Source organism: Lamprobacter modestohalophilus, assembly GCF_016583905.1.
Taxonomy (GTDB): Bacteria; Pseudomonadota; Gammaproteobacteria; order Chromatiales; family Chromatiaceae; genus Lamprobacter; species Lamprobacter modestohalophilus.
In genome coordinates this window covers 1-22,469 of sequence record NZ_NRRY01000053.1, presented here as the reverse complement: position 1 = coordinate 22,469, position 22,469 = coordinate 1, and the positions used below count along the sequence as shown (strand labels likewise).

General features: G+C 63.8%; 20 protein-coding genes and 1 pseudogene. 13 read left to right on the top strand and 8 right to left on the bottom strand.

Going from position 1 to position 22,469, the window contains the following annotated elements; all coding sequences use genetic code 11:
* The first annotated feature begins 1 nt into the window (after position 1).
* From nuoB to CKO42_RS21370, 4 genes are all read left to right on the top strand, one after another.
* On the top strand, positions 2–670 hold the full coding sequence (gene nuoB, locus CKO42_RS21385) for an NADH-quinone oxidoreductase subunit NuoB (RefSeq protein ID WP_242479592.1): 669 nt from the start codon (positions 2–4) through the stop codon (positions 668–670).
* Positions 671–679: 9 nt separating this feature from the next.
* A complete protein-coding gene (locus tag CKO42_RS21380) occupies positions 680–1,210 on the top strand; it encodes an NADH-quinone oxidoreductase subunit C (RefSeq protein WP_200248670.1) in 531 nt (176 codons plus the stop codon).
* Between the two features lies 1 nt (position 1,211).
* Positions 1,212–2,387 (top strand): NADH-quinone oxidoreductase subunit D, encoded by a 1,176-nt coding sequence (locus CKO42_RS21375; protein WP_200248668.1) that lies wholly within the window; start codon positions 1,212–1,214, stop codon positions 2,385–2,387.
* A 245-nt stretch (positions 2,388–2,632) separates the two neighbouring features.
* Positions 2,633–4,441 carry an FAD-dependent oxidoreductase gene (locus CKO42_RS21370; protein ID WP_200248666.1) on the top strand — a complete coding sequence of 603 codons (1,809 nt, stop codon included), beginning with the start codon at positions 2,633–2,635 and terminating at the stop codon, positions 4,439–4,441.
* 78 nt (positions 4,442–4,519) lie between these two features.
* Here CKO42_RS21370 and CKO42_RS21365 read toward each other — a convergent pair whose 3' ends face one another.
* A complete protein-coding gene (locus tag CKO42_RS21365) occupies positions 4,520–5,191 on the bottom strand; it encodes an ArsR/SmtB family transcription factor (RefSeq protein WP_338034972.1) in 672 nt (223 codons plus the stop codon).
* 166 nt (positions 5,192–5,357) lie between these two features.
* Here CKO42_RS21365 and CKO42_RS21360 point away from each other — a divergent pair, with 166 nt between their 5' ends.
* The 3 genes from CKO42_RS21360 (at position 5,358) to hcp (ending at position 8,422) form a co-directional block, all read left to right on the top strand.
* Positions 5,358–5,585 carry an RND transporter gene (locus tag CKO42_RS21360; RefSeq protein WP_200248662.1) on the top strand — a complete coding sequence of 76 codons (228 nt, stop codon included), beginning with the start codon at positions 5,358–5,360 and terminating at the stop codon, positions 5,583–5,585.
* A 232-nt stretch (positions 5,586–5,817) separates the two neighbouring features.
* A complete protein-coding gene (locus tag CKO42_RS21355; protein ID WP_242479591.1) occupies positions 5,818–6,633 on the top strand; it encodes a Crp/Fnr family transcriptional regulator in 816 nt (271 codons plus the stop codon).
* Between the two features lie 160 nt (positions 6,634–6,793).
* Positions 6,794–8,422, top strand: a complete 1,629-nt coding sequence (gene hcp, locus CKO42_RS21350; RefSeq protein WP_200248660.1) for a hydroxylamine reductase — start codon at positions 6,794–6,796, stop codon at positions 8,420–8,422.
* A 107-nt stretch (positions 8,423–8,529) separates the two neighbouring features.
* Here the strand turns inward: hcp and CKO42_RS21345 are convergent, their stop codons facing one another.
* Positions 8,530–10,797 carry a putative bifunctional diguanylate cyclase/phosphodiesterase gene (locus CKO42_RS21345; RefSeq protein WP_200248648.1) on the bottom strand — a complete coding sequence of 756 codons (2,268 nt, stop codon included), beginning with the start codon at positions 10,795–10,797 and terminating at the stop codon, positions 8,530–8,532.
* Positions 10,798–11,109: 312 nt separating this feature from the next.
* Positions 11,110–11,376: a hypothetical protein gene (locus CKO42_RS21340; protein ID WP_200248629.1), complete on the bottom strand. Its 267-nt coding sequence runs from the start codon at positions 11,374–11,376 to the stop codon at positions 11,110–11,112.
* Between the two features lie 142 nt (positions 11,377–11,518).
* Here CKO42_RS21340 and CKO42_RS21335 point away from each other — a divergent pair, with 142 nt between their 5' ends.
* The 4 genes from CKO42_RS21335 (at position 11,519) to CKO42_RS21320 (ending at position 15,233) form a co-directional block, all read left to right on the top strand.
* Positions 11,519–12,397 (top strand): hypothetical protein, encoded by an 879-nt coding sequence (locus CKO42_RS21335; RefSeq protein WP_200248625.1) that lies wholly within the window; start codon positions 11,519–11,521, stop codon positions 12,395–12,397.
* Between the two features lie 108 nt (positions 12,398–12,505).
* Complete coding sequence (locus CKO42_RS21330) at positions 12,506–13,867, top strand: diguanylate cyclase domain-containing protein (protein ID WP_200248622.1); 1,362 nt, start codon at positions 12,506–12,508, stop codon at positions 13,865–13,867.
* A gap of 32 nt (positions 13,868–13,899) precedes the next feature.
* A complete protein-coding gene (locus CKO42_RS21325; RefSeq protein WP_207148795.1) occupies positions 13,900–14,961 on the top strand; it encodes a methyltransferase domain-containing protein in 1,062 nt (353 codons plus the stop codon).
* Between the two features lie 143 nt (positions 14,962–15,104).
* Positions 15,105–15,233: an aminotransferase class V-fold PLP-dependent enzyme gene (locus tag CKO42_RS21320; protein WP_200248607.1), complete on the top strand. Its 129-nt coding sequence runs from the start codon at positions 15,105–15,107 to the stop codon at positions 15,231–15,233.
* A gap of 211 nt (positions 15,234–15,444) precedes the next feature.
* Here the strand turns inward: CKO42_RS21320 and CKO42_RS21315 are convergent, their stop codons facing one another.
* The gene (locus tag CKO42_RS21315) at positions 15,445–15,657 is read right to left on the bottom strand and encodes a rhodanese-like domain-containing protein (RefSeq protein WP_200248604.1); all 213 of its coding nucleotides are present in this window, start codon (positions 15,655–15,657) and stop codon (positions 15,445–15,447) included.
* A 9-nt stretch (positions 15,658–15,666) separates the two neighbouring features.
* Between CKO42_RS21315 and CKO42_RS27555 the strand changes: the two are divergent.
* Together CKO42_RS27555 and CKO42_RS21310 are read left to right on the top strand one after the other, a co-directional pair.
* Positions 15,667–15,816: pseudogene (locus CKO42_RS27555) on the top strand (TIGR04283 family arsenosugar biosynthesis glycosyltransferase); the annotation flags it as partial.
* Between the two features lie 22 nt (positions 15,817–15,838).
* Positions 15,839–16,210 carry a hypothetical protein gene (locus CKO42_RS21310; protein ID WP_200248601.1) on the top strand — a complete coding sequence of 124 codons (372 nt, stop codon included), beginning with the start codon at positions 15,839–15,841 and terminating at the stop codon, positions 16,208–16,210.
* A 131-nt stretch (positions 16,211–16,341) separates the two neighbouring features.
* Here CKO42_RS21310 and CKO42_RS28325 read toward each other — a convergent pair whose 3' ends face one another.
* The 4 genes from CKO42_RS28325 to CKO42_RS21290 form a co-directional block, all read right to left on the bottom strand.
* A complete protein-coding gene (locus tag CKO42_RS28325; protein WP_338034975.1) occupies positions 16,342–16,449 on the bottom strand; it encodes a hypothetical protein in 108 nt (35 codons plus the stop codon).
* Between the two features lie 366 nt (positions 16,450–16,815).
* Positions 16,816–19,950, bottom strand: a complete 3,135-nt coding sequence (locus tag CKO42_RS21300; RefSeq protein ID WP_200248594.1) for an efflux RND transporter permease subunit — start codon at positions 19,948–19,950, stop codon at positions 16,816–16,818.
* Positions 19,947–21,671, bottom strand: a complete 1,725-nt coding sequence (locus CKO42_RS21295) for an efflux RND transporter periplasmic adaptor subunit (RefSeq protein WP_207148794.1) — start codon at positions 21,669–21,671, stop codon at positions 19,947–19,949. Before CKO42_RS21295 ends, CKO42_RS21300 begins: the two co-directional genes overlap by 4 nt.
* Before the next feature lie 172 nt (positions 21,672–21,843).
* Positions 21,844–22,164 carry a DUF5615 family PIN-like protein gene (locus tag CKO42_RS21290; RefSeq protein WP_200248588.1) on the bottom strand — a complete coding sequence of 107 codons (321 nt, stop codon included), beginning with the start codon at positions 22,162–22,164 and terminating at the stop codon, positions 21,844–21,846.
* Positions 22,165–22,469 lie beyond the last annotated feature (305 nt).

Genomic DNA, 22,469 nt, shown 5'->3' with positions numbered 1-22,469 from the left:
CATGAAAGACGATTTTCCAACACCGCCCGTTCGGGATGAGCTGAAGAAGCGCGTCGTCGAGACGCCCGATGGCCAGACGATCGAGATCGATCCGCTGCGGGACTACTACTGCCAGTCCGCCCCGACGGTCATGCCGGCGGCCTACAGCAAGATCGTCGAGGGCCTGTTCAACTGGGCTCGGGCCGAATCGCTCTGGATTCTCGGCTTCGGCACCGGCTGCGGGGCGATCGAGATGCGGCCGCTGATGACGCCGCGCTTCGACGCCTATCGCTATGGCATCCAATGGCGGCCAACCCCAAGGCAATCGAACCTGTTCGTGATCTCGGGCTATCTGTCGGTGAAGACGCTGAAGCGGGTCATCCGCTCCTATGAGCAGATGCCGAACCCGAAATACGTGGTTGGATTGGGCTCATGCACCATCAATGGGGGCATGTACTTCGACTCCTACAACACCATCACCCGGCTGGACCAATACCTGCCTGTGGACGTCTACATCGCCGGCTGCATGCCGCGTCCGGAGGCCTTGTTGGCGGGCTTCGAGGAACTCAAGCGGATCATCCGGGCGGGCAAGGCCGAAGGCGCCAACCAGTACGCCGAGCAGTTCGACTGGTACAAAGCCAACCAGAAACGGGTGATCCACGATTGGGATATGCCGGACTACAACTGGTGAGCGGCCGCGATGCGTGATCTCTACGACAGACTGAAAACGGCCTTCCCGCTGGGGGAGCTGACCGAACAGCGGCCGGACTTGGCGTTCGTCACTGTGGCCAAGGAGCAGCTCCGATCGCTGTTGCTCCATCTGCGGGACCAGGAGGGCTTCACCCATCTGGTGCTGCTGACCGCGGTCGACTGGCTGGAGGAGGGCAACTTCCAGCTCACCTATCTGATGAACAACCGTCTGGCCTGTCGCGATCTGGGGGTGCGGGTGATGCTGCCGCGGGACCCGGCGTCGATGGACAGCATCCATGACCTCTGGCCCACCGCCGCCACCTACCAGCGTGAGCTGCGGGAGATGTTCGGTATCGACTTCCCGGGCAGCCCCCGTGTCGACGAAGACTTCATCCTCGAAGGCTGGATCAGAACCCCTCCCTACCGGCGCGATTTCGACACCCTGAAGTTTTCTGATGAGGTCTTCGCGCCGCGCCCCGGACGCGCGTCGAGCGATCCTACCGAGTTCATGAAGCAACAGCTCTATCCGGACAAGACCTGAGATGGCGTATCAACCAGACCGCAGTCAATACCCATCCAGGAAGCCGGACGGCAGCCTGGACATCGACCTCAGCTCGGGCAAGTATCTGAAGCTCTGGCAGGGGCCGCAGCATCCCGGCATCACCGGCAACATGTCGGTGGAGCTGACCGTCTGCGGCGACGAGGTGATCGAGGGCAAGACCCACGTCGGCTATCTGCACCGCGGCTTCGAAAAGCTGATGGAGCGGCGCACCTTCATCCAGTGCTTCCCGATCGTCTGCCGGATCTGCGTCCCTGAGCCCGACTTCAACGAGTACTGCTACGCCGCTGCGGTCGAGGAGCTTGCGGGGCTTGAGGTCCCGGAGCGGGCGGATTGGATACGCACCCTGATCCTCGAGATGGGTCGCATCAACAGCTATCTGATGTACCTCGGCGGCCAGGCGGGTGCGCTCGGTCAGGGTGTCATCGGCCAGTGGACGACCTATGTGCGCGACCTGATGCTCGACCGCTTCGAGGAGCTGAGTGGCGCGCGCATCTACCACATGTTCATCATGCCCGGTGGGGTGCGCGATGGGCTGCCCGATGGCTTCGACCAGCGCATGGAGGAGACCCTGCGCGAGATCGAATCCACGCTGGCCGACGTCAAGGACGTCATGTTCACCAACGCGGTGTTCAAGAAGCGTACCGTTGGACTCGGGTATATCGACCCCGCGATCGTCGATCAATACGGTGTCACTGGCCCGACCGCGCGTGCCGCCGGTGTGGCCAAGGACGTACGCAGGGATCAGCCCTATCTGGTCTATCCCCAGCTCGATTTCGAGCCGGTGGTGGGTCAGGACTCAGATGTCTTTGCGCGTGCCGATGTGCGCCGCCGCGATCTGCTGATGTCCGTCGACCTGATTCGGCAGATCCTGGCCCGGATGCCGCGCTCTGGGGCGGTGATGGCGCCGCTGCCGAACGTCTTGCATTGGAAGATCCCCTTTGGCGAGACCTATATCCGCGGTGAGTGCTCGCGTGGTGAATATGGCTATTACCTGGTCACCGACGGCAGCGGCTATCCGCGTCGGGTCAATGTGCGCGGACCCTCTTATACGCATGCGATGGCCTTGCTCGAGCGCCTGATCGTCAATTGCAATATCTCGGATGTCGCCGCGCTGATGGTCTCGCTGCATACCTATCCACCTGAGATCGAGCGGTAAATTGCTCAACATGGCGCTCGTGAATAACTGTTTAACCGCAGATGACGCGGATTTTCGCCGATGAATTCAAAGAGACGCATAGGTCATGAGCCAACGAAAACCGTTCGTTCCGAATCGAGGATCTGCGGCTTCATGATTTCCTGGGCTTCTATAGTCGTTTCTTTCCGGCGACCAGCCGAGACGTTTATCAGCAATCTGCGTTCATCTGCGGTTCAAAAAAACTCTATGATAATCGAGATAGTCGGATGAGCTTGAGCGACGTCCTTTCTCCCTTCAGCGCCTGGAAGAACCTCTTCCGCGATCCGGTCACCATCCCTGATCCGCTCAACGATCGGCCAGGTGCGCCGCGCTATCGTGGCTTCCACCAAAACGACATCGAGAAATGTATCGGCTGTGGGACCTGCGAGGCGATCTGCCAGAATGCGGCGATCGACATGGTCGCAGTCGCGGAGATTGCGACCAAGCCCGGCGACTCCGGTCTGCGTCCGCGCATCGACTATGGGCGCTGCTGTTGGTGCGCCCTTTGTGTCGATGTCTGCATGACCAGCTCGCTGAGCATGTCGAACGAGTACAAGTGGGTGGATCATGACCCGGATGCCTTCTGCTTCATCCCGGGTGTCGACCTGAAGCACTGGGACAGCTCCGAGCTCGGCTACCGGCGTCCCGAAGGACATCGGCTCACCGGGATCGAGCGCGTGGCCATGGGTGAGCTCGAGCCAGAGGTGCGCGCCGATTCCTTCGTCGAGATCGTCGCTGGCTACGACCTCGAGCAGGCCAAGCTCGAGGCCGATCGCTGTGTCTCCTGCGGCCTCTGTGTCGCGACCTGCCCGACGCACATGGCGGTGCCCGAGTACATCGCCACCATCCGCGATGGCGACTACGAGCAGGGTGTGCGGTTGCTGTATCAGACCAATCCCTTCTCCAATGTCTGCGGGCGCGTCTGCACCCATCGCTGCGAGACCAGCTGCGCGGCGCGGCACGAGGGCGATCCCATCGCCATCCGTTGGCTCAAGCGCCACATCATCGACCAGGTCACGCATGATCGGATCAAGCAGATCGCCGCCGAGGGCCGCGTCAGCAAGCCCAGCGGGCATCAGGTCGCGATCATTGGGGCCGGGCCGGCCGGGCTCACCGCCGCCTTCGATCTGGCTAAGGCCGGTCATGGCGTGACGGTGTTTGAGGCGCTGCCGGCCCCTGGTGGCATGATGCGCTACGGTATACCGGAATACCGTCTGCCTTACGACAAGCTCGATGAGGATGTCGACGTGATCCGCTCCATGGGCGTCGAGATCCGATGCAACACCCGCGTTGGCGAGGACATCAGCATCGATCAGCTGCGCGAGCAGCACGATACCGTCCTGCTGTCCATCGGTCTTCATCAAGGCCGCTCGACGCGCATCCCCGGCAGCGAGCATGAGGATGTCGTCTCCGCCGTCGAGCTGCTGCGCCGGATTACCTTTGGCGAGCGCTTCGATGTGCCCACCACGGTCGCGGTGATTGGTGGTGGCAACGTCGCCATGGACATCGCCCGCAGCCTGGCGCGCATGCAGCGCCAGCAACATGGCCAGGTCGGTGTCACCCTAGTCGCCCTCGAGGCCGAAGACCTGATGCTCGCCGATCGCGAGGAGATCGACGAGGCGCGCGAGGAGGGCGTCGTCATCATCCCCAGTCGCGGTCCGCGTCAGTGCCTGATCGAGCGCGACGCACTCACTGGGCTAGAGACCGTTCACTGCGTCTCAGTCTTCGATGACCAAGGGCGTTTCGCACCGAACTATGACGACAGCGATATCCAGATCCATGACGCGGGTCTGATCGTCGAGGCTATCGGCCAGGCTGCCGACCACGCCTTTCTCGGCGAGTCCTTGACCGAGGCCCTAGAGTGGGAGCGCAACCGCATCCGCATCGACGCCGACGGCCGCACCTCCGAGTCCTGGCTCTGGGCGGCGGGGGATGCGGTCCAGGGTCCGGACGTGATCACCGCCGTCGCCGCTGGACACCGGATTGCCGCCAGTATGATGGAGGCCTTCGCTGGCACGTCTGCTCAGACCCATTGAGTTTGCCGAGCTCGCGCCGGTATGACCGGTCTGCTTGCCGCCGGCGAGGTCTTTGCGATGAAAATCAACTTAACGCGTCTAACCGCGCGCCACCGGCAGCCCTGCATGACGCCACTCGGGCAGGCCATCGGCCAGGCGTCGGGCCTCGAAGCCAGCCTCACGCAGCGCCGCGACCGCCTCGAATGAGAGTACACACCAGGGTCCGCGGCAGTAGGCGACGACCTGACGCTCCGGTGGCAGCTCCGCCAGTCGTGTCATGAGTTGGTCCAAAGGGATATTGAGGGCACCCGGCAGATGGCCCTGGCCGAACTCCTCGGACGGGCGCACATCAAGCACCGTCACCAGCCCATCCTGCGCCTGCGCCAACAGCTCTGCCGCCGGCATTGGCTCGAGCGCATCACGCTGCAGCAGATAATGGGCGACCAACTTGGCGACGGCATCGCTGCGATCCTGGGCAATCCCGCGCAGCGCGGCGAGGGCATCCAGCGTCCGCTCATCGCCGAGCGAATAGCGCACATACTTGCCATCGCGCCGCGCATTGACCAGCCCCGCGGCCTTGAGCTGCTGCAGATGCTTGGAGGTGTTGGCCACCGACAGCCCGCTGAGCCGCACCAGTTCCTCGACACTGCGCTCGCCTTGGGCCAGGTAGTCGAGCAGCTCCAGCCGCGCCGAATGACCCAATGCGCGGGCGATCACGGCGAGATGCTCGAACAGCTGTTGTTTGGGCGATGCAGACTGAGACTGGGTCACGATGAGAGGCTGGCAATGACAGGACTCCATAGTATAACGCCACGCGCATCAGAGCCCGCTCGCCATCCGTCGGCACTCAGCCCTCAGCCTTCAGCCTTCAGTGATCTAATGGTTATGGCTAATCCCCAACTCGGGACATAATTAACCTCTAAAGGAAACCCCGACCATGTTCGACTGGCTCGACCACCTACCGCTTGGCCTACTTCTGATCATTGCGCTGACACTGGGGCTCGCCCCCTTTGTGCCCGAGCCCCATGTCTGGGAGAAGCTCAAGATGCTCGCCGCTGGCACGCTGGTGCGGCCGATCGACATCTTCGACCTGCTGCTGCATGGCATCCCCTGGCTGTTGGTGCTGGCCAAGCTCGGGCGCTTGGGCTGGATGCGGATGCGCTGAGCGATCGATCACTCGACGTCCGTTTGCGCCCCGCTGCCGCAGCCGGGTGATCAACCGGGGCAAGCAAGCCACTGCAGCGACCAGCGCCAGGGCAGGCGCTGGTCGAGACAGTGCGATCGCAACGGGGTTGTTTCAGTGCAGCCGTTTGAGTCTGCACCATGCGATGGTCGATTTCTCCCTGCGAAAAGGCCGAGGCGCGGGATTATTCACCGCTTGTGGATGAGGACGACTGATGACTGAATCGAGTGCCGAGCGAGCGCGCGCGCCTAACGAGCATGGCGCCCGCGCCACCCCAGCAGATGAATCGCGCGAGATTCACGTTAACCCCAGCAGCGAATCCGATGCGGACATGACGCCAGCGGATGGGGCAGAGGGCTGCGATCTCGCGACGGATCTTCGACAAGCGCCATTGCTCGCGGCCTTGAGTCCGGCGCAGTTAGCGCGCCTGTTACAACGGGCGAGTCAGGTCCGGCTTGCCGCAGGGCAGATGCTCTTCCGCCAAGAGGAACCGGCAGAGCGATTCTACTTCCTGCGCTCGGGCCAAATCCGTCTGTTCCGCCTCTCCAGCGACGGCGGCGAGAAGATCATCGAGTTGATCCGTGCCGGTCAGACCTTCGCTGAGGCGCTGTTGTTCATGGGCACCGGGCGTTATCCGGTCTGTGCCGCAGCGCTGACCGAGGCCCAGGTGGTGTCGATCGATGCCGCGGACTTTGCCGCGATGCTGCGCGAGTCGCCCGAGACCTGCTTCGCCTTGCTGGGCGATCTGAGCCGGCGTTTGCATACGATGATCGCTGAGATCGACAGCCTGGCCCTGTTGTCCGCTCAGGGTCGTGTCGCCCGCTGGTTGCTGCAAAACAGCCAGGCCGAGGCCCCAGCGCTCCGGCTCGGTGTCACCAAGGCCGTGCTTGCATCGCGCCTCTCGATTCAACCCGAGACCTGGTCGCGCGTGACCCGCCGGTTGGTTGATGCGGGTGTGATCAGCGTTAAGGGTGAACGGATCGAGGTCCGGAACCGGGCGGCACTGCAGGCGCTGGCGGACGAGATCTAAGACGATCGCCTGTCAGCGCACGACCGCCGAAGGCGCCGCATCCGAGGCGGAAAAACCGGCTTGACCATGATCAAGTCGCATCGCCCTGTCCACTGGAAGACTGTCCCTGTCGATCGTGGTATCGCCACCCCAACAACCGTCAGCGGACCGAGTCTTTCAAATGAGTATGTTCTGTTTCCAATGTGAAGAGGCCACCAAGGGCACCGGCTGCACCACCAAGGGTATCTGCGGCAAGACCGAGACGATCGCCGTGCAACATGATCTTTTGGTCTATGTGCTCAAGGGCCTCGCCCTGGTCGCTGAAGAGGCGCAACGCCGAGGCCAGCCGGATGCGTCCGTTGGTCCCTTCATCGCCCAGGCGCTGTTCGCCACCATCACCAATGCCAACTTCGATGCCGCGCGTTTCAACGCCCTGATCCAGGCCACCATCGCCAAGCGCAACGCACTCAAGGCCGCGATGGGCTTCAGCAGCGATCAGGACGAGGTCACTTGGAACGGACCGGTCAGCGCCTATGCTGCCAAAGGCGCCGAGGTGGGCGTGCTCTCTCAGCCCGATGAAGACCTGCGCTCCCTGCGCGAGCTGCTGGTCTATGGCGTCAAGGGCATGGCCGCCTACACCGACCATGCCGCCATCCTCGGCCTGGAGAAGCCGGAGATCTACGCCTTCATGATCAAAGCGCTGGCGGCCACCACCCGTGAGCTGAGCCTCGAGGAGATGACCGCGCTGGTGATGGAATGCGGTGCCGTCGGCGTCACCGCGATGGCCCTGCTCGACGAGGCCAATACCACGGCCTATGGCCACCCGGAGATCACCCAGGTCAAGCTCGGCGTCGGCACCCGCCCCGGCATCCTCATCTCCGGCCACGATCTCAAGGACCTGCAAGACCTGCTCGAGCAGAGCCTCGACAGCGGTGTCGACATCTACACTCACAGCGAGATGCTGCCGGCACACGCCTATCCAGCCTTCAAGAAATATGCGCATTTCGTCGGCAACTACGGCAACGCCTGGTGGCAGCAGGACACCGAATTCGCCGCCTTCAACGGCCCGATCCTGATGACCACCAACTGCATCACCCCGGTCAAGGCTGCTTATCGTGATCGCCTCTACACCACCGGCATGACCGGCTGGCCGGGTGTGCAGCACATCGCCGATCGGCCTGAAGGTGGCGCCAAGGACTTCTCGGCGATCATCGAGCAGGCCAAGACCTGCCCGCCGCCGACCGAGCTGGAGCAGGGCGAGATCACGACCGGCTTTGCCCATGCCCAGGTCATGGCCTTGGCCGATCAGGTGGTTGATGCTGTGAAGACCGGCGCCATCAAGCGCTTCGTGGTCATGGGCGGCTGCGACGGCCGGCACAAGGAGCGCAGCTACTACACCGATGTCGCCCAAGCGCTGCCGCAGGAGGCGGTGATCCTGACCGCCGGCTGCGCCAAGTACCGTTTCAACAAGCTCGATCTCGGCGATATCGGCGGCATCCCGCGCCTGCTCGATGCCGGCCAGTGCAACGACTCCTACTCATTGGCGTTCATCGCGCTGAAGCTGAAAGAGGTGTTCGGGCTCGATGACATCAACGAGCTGCCGATCTCCTACGACATCGCCTGGTATGAGCAGAAGGCGATCATCGTGTTGCTGGCGCTGCTGCATCTGGGCGTGAAGCACATCCGGCTTGGCCCGACACTGCCGGCCTTCCTGTCGCCGAACGTGGCCAAGGTGTTGATCGAGAATTTCGACATCAAGCCGATTGGCAACGTGCAGGAGGATGTCACGGCGATGATGGCGGCTGCTTGAGCCAGGATCAGCCGCTCGCTGGGGAACTGCTATCTCGGCTGGTGAGGGTTGCATGCGCTGGGCCGGAGCATCAGCATCTCTGCAAGCAGCGTTGCGACCTGCTCAGCCTATGCAGGGCGGGGCTGCTGACCCGCTTGGCTCCACCAGCGCTCCAACTCCTTGAGCGGCATCGGCTTGGCGAAATAGAAGCCCTGAAACCGATGGCAGCCTTGCGCGATCAGCAGATCACGCGCGATCTCGGTCTCGACGCCCTCGGCGATGACCTCGACCCCCAAACTTTGACCCAAGGTGATGATGGTGCGCACGATGGCGGCGTCGCTGTCGTCAGTCTCCAAGCTGCGCACAAATGATTGGTCGATCTTCAGCTCGTCTACCGGCAGTTGTTTGAGGTAGGAGAGCGATGAGAAGCCGGTGCCGAAGTCGTCCAGCGAGATTCGAATCCCGTGCGACTTCAGCTCGGTCATGGTCTTGGTAACGCGCTCCAGGTCATTGAACAGCAGGCTCTCGGTAATCTCGAGTTTCAGCCGCGTCGGATCGGCGCCGGTCGCGCTCAGTGCCTCCAGCACTTGGTTCACGAAATTGGCCTGTTGAAACTGCTTTGGGCTGACGTTCACTGAGAGACTCAGCTGCTGCAACAGCGGTTCTTGCTGCCAGCGCGCCAACTGCTCGCAGGCGCTATGAAGAATCCATTGGCCCATCGGCAGGATCAGCCCCGAGGCCTCGGCCAAGGGGATGAACTGCGCCGGCGAGATCAAACCCTTGTGCGGATCTTGCCAGCGCACCAACACCTCGGCACCAACCAGCTGGCCCTGGGCATCCAGTTGCGGCTGATAGTGCAGCCGTAGCTGTTCCGGAATGGCATTGCGCAACAGGGCCTCGAGCTCGACGCGCTGTTCCAACGCCAGTTGCATGTCCTGATCGAAGAAGTGCAGGCAGTTCCGACCAATCTGCTTTACCTGCACCATCGCGGCATCAGCCCGCTTGAACAGGTCGCTGACCTTGTCGGTGGCGCCATCGAAGAGGCTAATACCCATGCTGCCGGTGATGACGAAATCGCTGCCATCGATGCGAATCGGCTGGCGGATGGCGGCCAGCAGCCGCTCACCGGCGCGATTGGCCTGTAGCAGCGCGGCATCGGAGCGGCTGTCGAGATGCTCGATGACGACGACGAACTCATCGCTGCCCAGACGGGCCACGGTGTCGTCACTGGCGACCGCCGCTAACAGCTGGCGCGAGACCTCAATCAACACCTGGTCGCCGACATCGTGGCCTTGAGTGTCATTGAGGGCGCTGAAGTCGTCCAGATCGATGAAGAACACCGCGCCGCGGTGCCTCGAGCGCGCGCTGCTGAGCAGGGCCTGTTGCAGACGGTCGATGAACAGACGCCGATTCGGCAGCTTGGTCAGTACGTCAAAGTAGGAGAGGCTGTGGATCTGCGCCTCAGCCTGCTTGTGCTCGGACATGTCATCGAAGGCGCCGATATAGTGGATGACCCGACCCTGATCATCCACCACGCTGGAGATATGCAGCCACTCCGGAAAGATCTGGCCGTTCTTGCGTCGGTTCCAGATCTCGCCTTGCCATTCGCCATGCTGATTCAGCTGTTGCCACAGCGCGCGGTAGAAGTCGGCGTCGTGGCGCCCTGACTTGAGCAGCGTCGGCGTCTGTCCGATCACCTCATCTGGCTGGTAGCCGGTGGTCTCACAGAAGGCCCGATTGACGCGGAGGATGCGTTGCGCATCGTCGGTGATGATCATCGCCTGACGGGTCTCGAAGGCCTTTGCGGCGATACGCATCTCCCGCTCGGCCTCCTTTTGTTGGGTGATGTCTTCGGTGAAGATGAGGATGCCGCCGATCGATTGATCCTCTAGATACCAGGGCCGCACCTCCCAGCGTTGCCATTGGGTGCGCCCATCGGGGCGGATGAAGTAATCACATTCGGCGCGAAGCACCTCACCGCGCAGCGCGCGCTGATGGATCTCGCGCCAACGTTGCGGGATCTCCGGGAACACCTCGTAATGGCCGCGGCCGCTGAGGTTCTCGCCGGAGAGGCCATAGTCCTTAAGCCAGCGATCGCTGACCAGCATGAAGCGCAGCTCGGTATCGAGCATGGCCAAGGCCGCCGGCGCATGCTTTATGAACAGCCGTTGGCGCGCCTCGCTCCGGGCCAACTGCCGTTGGCGGTACGACAACAGCCCATAGAGCAGCAGCGCGGTGGCGGCAATAAAGGCGATGCCTTTGTATTGCTGCCATTGCACGAGCTGAGCAGAATCCCGAGCGACCAAGCCGAGGAGGCCGTCGGAGAGGATGATCCAGAGGCTACCAAAGGCGATATAGACCAGAATGATCCATACCGTGGAGCTGTTCCATCGCATGCCGAAGCTTTCGATCCACGTTAACGTCGTGAAAGTATAGCGCAACCCTATGACGATGATTCGCTTGCCATTAGCGGCCCCAGTTCATGGCGTCTGATGCGCCACTTGGTCTGATCCCTCGGTCGCCGAGCCGGTTGGCGTCACTGTGGAAGGTCGGTGATGCGCCCGTGCCCCGGCACAATGATCCTGGACTCCGGCTCGAGCAGGGCCTTGAAGGCCAGGTATCCAGCGCGCTGTTGGAAAGCGAGCCTGCCTTGAGCTGCAGGAGAGATGGCTTAAAGCAGACCATTTTGTCAGGACGTGCCAGCCTCCTCAGCCGCCTCGATGGCCGGCGCCGGTCGACTCGGGTGCCACCGGGAGGCCCGCTTCACATTGGTCAAGGCTCGCATCGGTGAGGGCTTCGCCTTCGTTGGCCGACAGGTGGGGCTGCGCGGTGAGCGTTTTTTGTGGGTCTTGGCGAGGCGCTGATGCCTCGGCGGCGAAATCCTTGCCAAGCGCCGGCACGCGTTCGTCGTGATTGGCTATAATCGTTTCATGGCCGTTGGCCATCGTGGCTGAAGGTATCATCGTGCGCGGCATCGCAAGCTCCGCCGCGGCGGCTTGAGCGCCTCGGAGGCCGCCGACAGGCCTGGATACGCGACGCGATCGGGCGGCCGAGCCATTGAAGAACAAACCCATGCCACATGCCGCCTTGCCGTATCATCCCCGCCGCCGCTTCGCCTTGGCCTTGATGGTCGCCTTCCTGATCGGCACGGCTGTTCTCGTGCTGGCTCCCGCGCGGGTCCCGGCGCAGTCTCCCGTGCAGACGAAGGAAAGCATCGATTGGCTGCGTTTCGACTACCCGCCCATGTACATCGTTGCTGGCCCCCATGCCGGTCAAGGGTATATGGACAAGATCCTCGAGTTGCTCATCGCCAAGATGCCGGCCTATGACCACCAGGTTCGGGTGGCCAATCTGAGCCGCATCATGTCGGAACTGGAACAAGGGAATAACGTCTGTATTGCTTCCCTGTTCGTGAACGAGGAGCGTCAGCGACTGGGCCATGTCTCGCGTGGCAAAACGACGCTGCTGCCTCCTGTGCAACTGGTGTTCCGCGCCGAGGACGGCGAGCGTTTCACCGCCTTCGGCAACCCCGCTTCGTTGGACAGCATTCTGGCGGATGAATCCCTGATGCTGGGCGTTTCCGATCGGATGTCATACGGTATCGAGATCGACCAAACAGTCGCCGCCCACCAACATCAGCCAAATGTCTTTTTGCGCAATGGCAGCGATGTGGGGCTGGGTTTGCATGAGATGCTGATGAAAGGTCGCATCGACTACACCATCAACTACTCCTGGGCCGCGAATTTCACCGCTGGCCCCGAGCAAGCCGGGTTGCTCGACTTTCTGCCCTTCATCGAAGCCGGTCCATACCCCTCGCACCATGTCATTTGCACCAAGAATCCCTGGGGAAAGCGGGTGCTCGAGACCGTGGACGCGCTGCTCGCCGATGACGACCTAACACGACAACGCAAGGAATTCATCGAGGCTTGGCTCCCCGAGTCGGAAAGGCCGGCGTTTCGCGAGACCTTTGACCGGCGCTTCGGTCTAGGCCGATGACGGACCGTCCAGGGGTATCGACGCGGAGGGTGACCAACTGGTGATTCAGACCCGGACGAGTCGGCCATCCACGCTAGGCGTCGGACGACGGCCTAAGCGGGGCTGGCAATGAGAAATGCGCGCTTCAGCAACAGCCTCTCCTATCGCCAGGCGATGATCTCGGTGATGGTCGCCTTCATCATCGGTTCAGCGCTCAGTTTCACCCAGGTCATTTACGATCTTTATCGCGAGAAAGAACGCCTCGAGGGCAATATCCTTCAGGTGATGAGCATTCTGAAAGACCCCGCGGCACAAGCGCTCTACACCGTCGATCGACAGCTCGCGCGCCGGGTCGTCGATGGCTTGTTCGAGTACCGCACCGTGCACTATGCGAGCTTGGTCGATGACTTTGGTGACGTCTACGCGGAGCGGCACGTTCCCCTGCCTCCCGGTGCCTTCAGGGATTTGTTTATCCGATTGACCGGGACCCAGACCGAGTTCAGCCTGCCGCTCCAGTCGCCGCGAAGCGACCGGGTACTTGGGCATTTGAATGCCTCCCTCGATACCTACGGGGAGATGTTTTCCTTTTTCGATCGCGCGGTGGTGGTGTTCGTCAGTGGCATGATGCGCAATATCGCGCTCGCGATTTGCCTGATCATCGTCTTCAACATGACGCTGGTGCGACCGCTGCTCAAAATGATCAGCGCCATTGCCTCGCGCTCTCCCGGCAGCGGCGGCGAGCCGATCAGGCCACCCAAGGGTCATCGGCAAACCGAGTTCGCGCAGCTTGCCAATGGCGCGAACCGGCTGCTCGATGAGTACGAGAGCGCCCTGCAAGCCAAGCAGGAGGCGGAACTGGCGCTGCGTGAGCATCAGGCAGGCTTGGAGCGGCTCATCGCCGAGCGCACCGAGGAGCTGGCCTATCTTGCCACCCACGACCAACTCACGGGTCTGCCAAATCGCGTTGTGTTCTCCAATCAACTGTTGACAGCCCTGGCCCATGGCGAGCGCAACAGCACCATGGTCGCGCTTTTTTTCATGGACCTCGACGGGTTCAAGCACATCAACGATCGCCACGGCCATGCGACCGGGGATCGTATCCTCTTGGCCGTCGCCGATCGGCTGAAAAAAACGGTGCGCGAGGAGGATCTGATCGCGCGCATGGGGGGCGATGAATTCACGCTGCTCTTGGCAAACATCACGCGGATCGAGGATGCCTTCGCGGTCGCGGAAAAGCTCGTCGCCGAGTTTGACCGGCCCATTCGCTGCGACGACGCGCTTGAGTGTCGCGTGGGGCTTTCGATTGGGATCGCCTTCTATCCGATCGATGGCGATCGGCCGGAACAATTACTCTCCCTCGCCGATGACCTGATGTATGTCGCGAAGCGATCCGGGAAAGCGCAATTCGTATCAACACAGCATTCCGAGGGCGCGACCTTGCGTCCTCATCAACGCCAACTCAGCCCAATCTCGTCGGCGCCAATCGCTTGATGATCCACAACCCCTTGATGAGCTTTAACCGAATGAGTGATCACCAGAGCATTCTCGAGCAAGTCCAGCGCTACTACGGCGAGACCTTAACCGGCAGCCATGACCTGCGCACCGACGCTTGCTGCGATGGCGCTGCGGTGCCTGAGGCGCTGAAGCCTTTGTTGGCTGATATCCATCCCGAGGTCAGCGAGCGCTATTACGGCTGCGGCTTGGTCGCGCCCGATGCCCTCGAGGGGCTGCGGGTGCTGGATCTGGGCTGTGGCGCCGGGCGCGATGTCTACCTGCTCTCGCGGTTGGTCGGCGAGCAGGGCGAGGTCGTTGGCGTCGATATGACGGCGGCTCAGTTGGCGGTGGCCGAGCGGCATCGGGCCTATCACGCCGAGCGCTATGGCTACGCGCGCTCCAATGTGCGCTTCGTCGAAGGGCGCATCGAGGCGCTCGGCGCGCTTGGACTGCCGGCGGGTGGCTTCGATCTGATCGTCTCCAACTGTGTGCTCAACCTGTCGCCGGACAAGGCGGCGGTGCTCGCTGGCGCCTATCAGCTGTTGGCTCCGGGCGGCGAGTTCTACTTCGCCGATGTCTATGCCGACCGCCGCCTGCCCGCCGCCCTGGCCGAGGACCCGGTGCTTTATGGCGAGTGCCTGGCCGGTGCGCTGTACTGGGCTGATTTCCTGTCGCTCGCGCGCGCCGCTGGCTTCACCGATCCACGGCTTGTGGATGCACGGCCTTTGGCGATCGACGACACCCAGGTGGCGGAAAAGGTCGCGCCCGCGCGCTTCTGTTCCGCGACCTATCGACTCTTCAAGGTCGAGGGGCTGGACCCCGGGGCCGAGGATCATGGCCAAACGGTGACCTATCGCGGCGACCTGTCTGGCTACCCCGACAACTGGTCCCTAGACCGCGATCGGCGCTTCCCCACCGGGCATGCCGTGGCTGTCTCCGCGAACAGCTACCGCATCCTGCGGGCCTCGCGGTTCTCACGCGCTTTCGCGTTTGACGCTGGGGCCGGGGCACATCGGGGACCCTTCCCGGGCGTGAGCGATGCAAATCCATTCACGACCGCGATTGCTTGCACGACCGGCTCCTGCTGCTGAGCATGGCCGTTGGCTGCGAATGATCCACTCGCGGTCTGTCTGCGACGGCCTGCTGCTGCAGGGCATCCGCTGGCTGCTGGTGCTGGCCAAGCTCGGGCACTTGGGCTGGATGCGGATGCGCTGAGCGATCACTCGACCTCTGTTTGCGCCTAACCGTCGGCAGTGCGCCGATGCGCCCGGAGACGCGGCTCGTCAGCGTCATGCACGCGAACAACGAGGTCGGCAGCATCCAACCGATCGCCGAGTGTGCGGCCATTGCCCGCGAGCACTGATCGCTGAAGAGTGTCCCACCGAGCTAGCCGTTTCGTACAGAACGGACGTTGGGCTGCTGGCGGTTTCGTCGACGATCAGGTGCGGGTCAAAGCCGGCGCGCTGCCCGAGCACAGCCTTTGTAGCGCATTATTCCGGCTCGAGGCTAGCCGCGGTGCCGATGAAGCCCAGCCCTTTGTTAACCGCGAGCTGCTTCAACGCAGGAAAGTGTCATCAGGACGCACCAGCCTCCTCAGCCGCCTCGATGGCCCGCTGATTGGCCTCAAAGCCGCCCTTGGCCTTCCAGCCGACCAGACCGTCTTGGAGGATGCGCACATTGTCCCAGCCCAACAGGCGCAGGGCGAAGCCGGCCTGGGCCGAGAGCGAGCCGGTGTTGCAGTAGATGATCACAGGCTGGTCGCGGGGGATCTCGTCGCGCTGCGCCACCACCTGGCGCGACCCCTGTGCTTGCGCCCGGCCTTGATCGCCTCCAGCCGACGCTGGGAATCGCGCGGGATTCTGCGCACCATGGTGCTGATGTGGCGGTTGCGGCTAGCCTATGCCCTGGGCGCTGATCCGGCACGGCTGGCACGGTTGTATCGGTGATAACCAACAAGAGGGCAGCCCATTGAACAGGCACAACCAGCTGGTCTTCGTCTACAACGCTGATAGCGGCCTCTTCAACACAATGGCCGACATTGGCCACAAGCTTTTCTCACCCGCGACCTATGCTTGTGACTTGTGCGCCATCACTCATGGCCTGCTGAGCGAGCGCGCCGAATGGCGTCGCTTCATCGAGTCTCTGAGCGCGCCTTGCGAGTTCCTGCATCGCGATCAGTTTCGCGCGCGCTTCCCCGATGTGCAGACGCTTCTGCCGGCGATCTTTCGTGAGTGCGAAGGGCGGCTGGTACTCTGTGCCGACGCGCCGGCCATTGCCGCCTGCGAATCGCTTGTGGATCTGCAGGCGCTGATCCTGAGGCACTGCTTGGACGAGCGCTAAACCAAGCGTGATGAGGTCGAGTCAGACGAGTCCTCGGTGGCTTTCTCGCGGTCTGTCTGCGACGGCCTGCTGCTGAATGGAGGTTGAGCGATGCGCAGGGCCAGCAGTCTGTGCCAGTCTGCGAACGCGCTTCAGTTGGCTTGATCATGAGCCTGCTCGACCGGCCAGCCATGGGCTCGCCAGGCGGTCATGCCGCCTTGGATGACCTGCACCTGAGCGAAGCCACGGCCGGCGAGCAGCGCCGCGGCCTGGGCCGAGCGGCGATCGGTGCGGCAGATCAGCGCGGCAGGTCAGCGCGATTCTCCTGGTGGGATCGGCTGCTCGGCACCTACCGCGTGCAGCCGCGCGCTGGCCAGAAGGGCATGACCATCGGTATCCGCCAGCATCGCGAGCCCCAGCGGGTTGATCGCCTCGATGGCATGCTGCTGCTGCCCTTCGTCGGCCAAGTGACCGACTATGCGATCAACCGCCGGCAATGGGCCGATGCGTCGCCGACGTCCGCATCGACCGCGGCACCTGATGGCAGCGCTTGACACGCGCCTCCGCGCCGCGGGCAGCGCATGCCGCCGATTGCTTTGCTGCGTCCGGGAACAGGGCGTGACCTGTCATTCAGCTTGCACCTTCTGCCGCGCCAACCCAAGATCATCGAGCAGCACATAGAGCGCGGGAATCACCAGCAACACCAACAGCGTCGCACTGAGCAGCCCAAACACCACCGAGATCACCAACGGCTTGATCGCATCGGCCTGGGAGCTGGTCTCGGCGAGCAGTGGTGCCAGACCGGCAATGGTGGTCAGCGAGGAGATGAGGATGGCGCGCAGCCGCTGACGGCTGGCCTGGCCCGCAGCGGCCGCGGCAGAGAGTCCCTGGGCACGGTTGGCGTTGATGAACTGGATCAGCAGGATGGCGTTGTTGACGACGATACCAGCCAGCGAGGCGGCGCCGATCAGCGACGGCATCGATAGGTAATAGCCCATCAGCACATGGCCCCAGATGGCGCCGATGAAGGCCAGCGGGATCGCCAGCATCACGATCAGCGGCTCGAGGTAGCCACGGAACTGGAACGAGAGGATGACAAAGATGCCGAGCAGGCCGATCAGCAGACCACGGCGGATTGAGCCGCCGGTCTCGGCGGCATTGGCGACCTGGCCCTCGAACTGGACCTCCACCAGCGGATGCCGCGCCTGGAAGTCGTCCAACCAACACGCGCGCAGATCGCTGACGATGGCCTGACCGCTGGCCAGCCGGGCATCGACATCGGCGGCGACCGTCACCGTTCGAAGCCCATCGATGCGGGTGATCCGCGCCCAGTCGCGCTGCTCGCTGACCCTCGCCACCGCGCTGAGCGGCACGCGCTGGCCATCGGCGAGCTGAATGGTCTGATCGGCCAGATCATCGAGATCATCGCGATCGTCCTTGGCCTGGCGCACCAGGATCTCGATGTCCCAGGCGCCGATGCGCTGGCTGTCGGCGATCTCGCCAAGCCAGGCCGCGCGCAGTTGCGTGGCGACCTCCTCGGCGGTCAGCCCCAGCCCATGGGCGCCCTCGGCGAGCCGATAGCGGCGTTGTGGCTTGCCGGGGCGCAGATCGTCGATGACGTTGAATACCGCCTCATAGCCGGCCAGCTGCGTGCTGGCCTCCAGCGCGGCGGCCTTGAGCGCGTCCAGATCCTCGCCCTGCAGGCGGATCTCGACCGGGATGCCCGCCGGGCCGAAGCCGGGCTCCTGGATCAGCAGACTGTGGAGGCCGGCGATCGGGCCGATGGCCTCGCGCCAAGCCGCAGTCAGCACATCCAGGCTCAGGGTGCGCTGCTCGGCGGCGAGCAGATCGACGATGACGGTGGCGACATGGGGACCGGCCTCCTGCGCGCTCGGATTGTGATTGAAGCGGGTCTGGATGGCCTCGACCAACGGCGCTGCGTCGGGCTGCTGCGGGCTCAGTTCCGCATCGAGTTGGCGCATCGCCGCCTCGACCTGCGCCGCGACCGCCTCGGTGCGCGCCAGCGGCGTGCCCTGCGGCATCAGGATGCGCGCCTCCAGCACATCACCGTCGATCGAAGGCATCGCCTCGCTGCCGATGTGGCCACCGGCGACGAAGCCGACCGAGCCGATCAGCACCAGCAGCACCAGGCCGAGCACCGCATGGCGGGCGCGGATGGCCGCATCAGCAGCGCGACCAACGCGCTCGCGGAAGCTGGCGAAGCCACGCTCGAAGGCCTGCCGCAGCCGCGACTCGGGTGCTTCGCTCAGGCTGTTGACGCTGCCCTTGAGGTGATGCGGCAGGATCAGGAAGGCCTCGATCAGGCTCGCCGCCAGCGCCGCGATCAGCACGATCGGCAGCACCTGCAGCACCGCGCCCAGCTCGCCGGCGAGGAATGACAGCGGCAGGAACACCGAGACCGTGGTGAGGAAGGAGGACAGCACGCCGGGCAGGACTTCGCGGGTGCCGGCGACGACGGTGTCGAGCGAGGAGGGGGCGGGGGCGGACGCATCGCTCGCTGGGGCGTCGGATTGCGCGCTCGCCCGCGCGGCAATGTTGTCGGTGATGACGATGGCATCGTCCATCACAATGCCGATCGCCATCAGCAGCGCCACCAGCGTGATCATGTTCAGCGATAGCCCGGTCAAGGCCATCACCACAAAGGCCCCGGCGAAGGCCGCCGGCAGCCCGAGCACCGCCCAGAGCGCCAGGCGCGGGCGGAAAAACAGACTCATCACCAACACCACCAGGAGCAGCCCCATCAGGCCGTTGCTGACTAGCATCCGCAGCCGATCACGAACGATGCTGGTCATGTCCTGGGTCAGGGTCAGTTGCATGCCGGTGCCGAGCCGCGCCTGCTCCTCGGCGACCAGGGCCTCGAGCGCCGCGAACACCCGCAGCGCATCGTCGCGCAGCCCCTTGCTGACCTCGAGCACCAGCGCGCGCTCACCGTTGAAGTGGATCTGCTCCTCGGCGCGCTCGCCGACCTGCGAGAGCTTGGCGAGCTGGCCCAGGGTCAGCTCGCCACCCTCGGCATCCGACACCACAACCAGATCGGCCAGCGCACGCAGCGAGCGGCGTTGATCGGTGAAGCGCAGCAGCAGCTCGCGGTCGTCGCCCTCCAGGATGCCGAGCGGCAGGTCGATGTTCTGACGGGCGATCAGCTGCGCCAGCGCGCGGGCCGAAAGCCCGTGCTGGGCGAGCACATCGCGCGGCACCTCCACCTGCCATTGGCGTTGCGACAGGCCTTGGATCTGCACCTCGGCGACACCGGGCAGGCGCAGGATGCGGTCCTCGAGCTGGCGCGCGACCTCCTCAAGCTGTGCCAGCGGCAGCGCGCCGCTGATCGCGACCGCCGCGACCAGATCGCTCTGATGCAGCGAGCGCACGATCGGCGTCTCGGCGCGCGCTGGCAGATGGCGGATGGCGCGCACGGCGGTCTCGATGTCGCTGCGAAAGCGCAGCGCGTCGCCGCCCGGCTGCATGGTTGCGGTGGCGTTGGCGAGGTTGTCTTGGGCGACGCAGATCAGCTCATCGAGATAATCAACCGCCTTGAGCGCATCGCGCAGGCGCCGGCAGATCGCCTCCTCGACATCGGCAGCGCTGGCACCGCGGTATTCGACCTCGATGCCGACCTCGGTCGGGCGGTAGTCGGGGAAGGTCTCGCGCTGCAGGGTCGGCGCGGCGAAGAGCCCAGCCGCCAGTAGCAGGAGCAGCATCAGGTTGGCCGCGGTCGGGTGGGCCGCGAACCAGCGGATCATGGGGTGGCTCCCGCCGAGGGCGTTTGTGCTGGTTGCGGGGTCTGAGTTGGCGTTTGGACCGCCGGCTGAGCGGCGATCGGCGCTTGAGACCGAGGCTGGCCTTGTGGCCGATCCCTCAGCAGCGGTTGTGCTTGGGCTTCGACTTGTCGCTCTGGCGTTGCCTGTCGTGCTGTCTGGCGCTGCGCCTCTTGTTTCAATCGAGCCTCAAGTGCAGGATCGGGGCGAGGGTTGACCTGCATGCCATCGATCGCCGGCAACGGGTCATCGACGATGACGCGATCGCCTGGCGCGAGGCCCGCGGCGATCACGGCGAGGCCGCTCTGCTCAAAGGCGATCTCGACCGGGGTGTGGCGGAGTCGATCCTCGGCGTCGAGTCGATAGACCAGGCGTGTTCGATGACCTGCGCGTGCGCCCGCGCCAGCGCCAGAGTCTGAGCCTAACAGGGGCTGCTTCCCGTCGGCTTCTGCCTTCCTGTCGACTGCACCGTCGACTGCGCTATCGACTGCGCTATCGACGCCCGCGGCGGGATGCACGGCTGCCGCTGCGGGGTGCACGGCCGACGCCGGCACCACCAGTCGAGGCTCAGGACTGGCCGCGGACAGGGTGACCTGCGTCAGCATGCCGGGCTGCAACGGCGGGCGATCGGGTGGGCTGGCATCGCGATAGGGATGCGCGACTCGCACCACCACCCGCGCGCTGCGGGTGACCGGGTCCAGGCCGCTGGCGACCCGGGTCAGTTCAGCCGGCCAGCGCACCTGTTCGTCGCCGACCAGGCGTACCTCGGCGGTGACGGCACTGAAGTCCATGCGCTCATCGAGACGCTGCGTCTCGGGAATCGGGGCGTTCGGTGCATTCGATGCGTTGGGCGCAGTCGCGGCCGTCGCGACACTGCCGAGCAGTCGGCGCAGCATACCGAGCGGGATCTGTGCCTCGACCTCAGCCGCCGCCAGGCTGTCGGCGCTGAACAGCCGCTGGCCAGGTGCGATGTACTGATGCAGCTCAACCTCGACCTCGGACAGGCGCAGTGCATAGGGCGCCTCGAAACGGGTATCGGCGAGATCTTGCTTGGCCTGCGCCAGCAGCACGGCGGCGCGCGCCTGTTGCGCGGCCAGTTGCTGACGACGGGAGGGGATGAGGGATAGCTCGTTCTCTAACGTCGCCACCGCACGGCGTTGGGCGGCGCTGGCGCGACGCTGTTCGTCAAGCTGCGAGCGCGAGGCCGAGCCGGTCGTGGCGAGCTGCTTGATGCGTGCCAGCTCCTGTTCGGTCAGGTCCAGTCGCTCCTGCTCGAGGGCGAGCAGGCGGCGCGTGCTCTCGGCCTCGACCTCGAGCTGGATCTGCTCGGCGGTCAGGCGCTGGGCCTCCGCCTCGGCCTCGGCGATGGCCAGCTGGTAGCGGCTCGGGTCGAGCGCGAGTAACAGAGTGCCAGCCGGCAGCAGGTTGCCGCTCTCCAAATCTGGATGACGCTCAACGACGCGACCGGCGACATTGGCCACCGCTTGCCAGCGCTCGGCCGAGCGCGCGGTGCCAAGGCCGCGCGCCTCGATCTGCAGAGCGACGGGTTGCAGTTCGATGACGCTCAGCGTCGGCGCCGGTGCCTGGCTGTCGGTGTGTTGCGGCGCTCGGGCATGGCTGATCAAGAACGCGGCCAGGGCGATGCCGCCGCCCAGCCCGAGCAGGATCAGCAGTCCGCGGCTGAGTGAGGTCAGGATGGGCTTCATGGTTGGTCGTGTTCCCCAAAGCGTCCATTGAGCCTGCAGCAGCCTGTCTGATCCTTGATCGGAGTCAAGCGGCATCTGGTCGCGGCGCCGGTCGTTCGGTCGGTTATCGGTGCGCGGTGCAAATCGCATCGGTCTATGCGGTTTGGCGTTTCCAGCCTGTCGCGCAAGCGTCTTAATCGATTGCCTCGATGCGATTGCGATAAGCCGTGACGAGCCGATGCTGATGAGCAAGTGCAACGATGTCCGGCCATTGATGGCGAATCAGCCCGTGGAAATCACGCATCTTCATGTTTCCAAAACGGATATGAATGACCCTTGGCGGCGGTTTGCTGACCAATATGCGATCGGAGAAATCGGCGTCCTTGGACAAAATGATCAAGTTCTGTGCCCTGGCGTAGGCCCAGATCTCGGAATCAGACCAATCCTCATATATGGTCCGCCCCGCGATGCAAGAGCCACTTGACTGTTCAGCAGAAGGAAACGTTGCGGCCATATATCCGGCGTCGTGATGAGGTGGCGTGATCGCTCCTCGCGCCCTGATGGAATCCGCGCGCATTCCTGTCCTTATCACTGTTTCAGTCTCGGCGATGCCGGCTGGTGAGGATTACAGGGTTTCAGGAATGCAGGACAAGCCTTTCATGCCATCACAGTGACAGTCACTCTTAGCAACTCGTGGTTAGAAACTCGTGGTGTGGGTGATCGTGCTCGCTCGGATGTGACTCAATCCCTCATCGGTGCTCGCGGCGGTTAAACCGCCTGACTCAAGGCGTGCTTTGGATCGTAGGCCTCGCCTTTGGT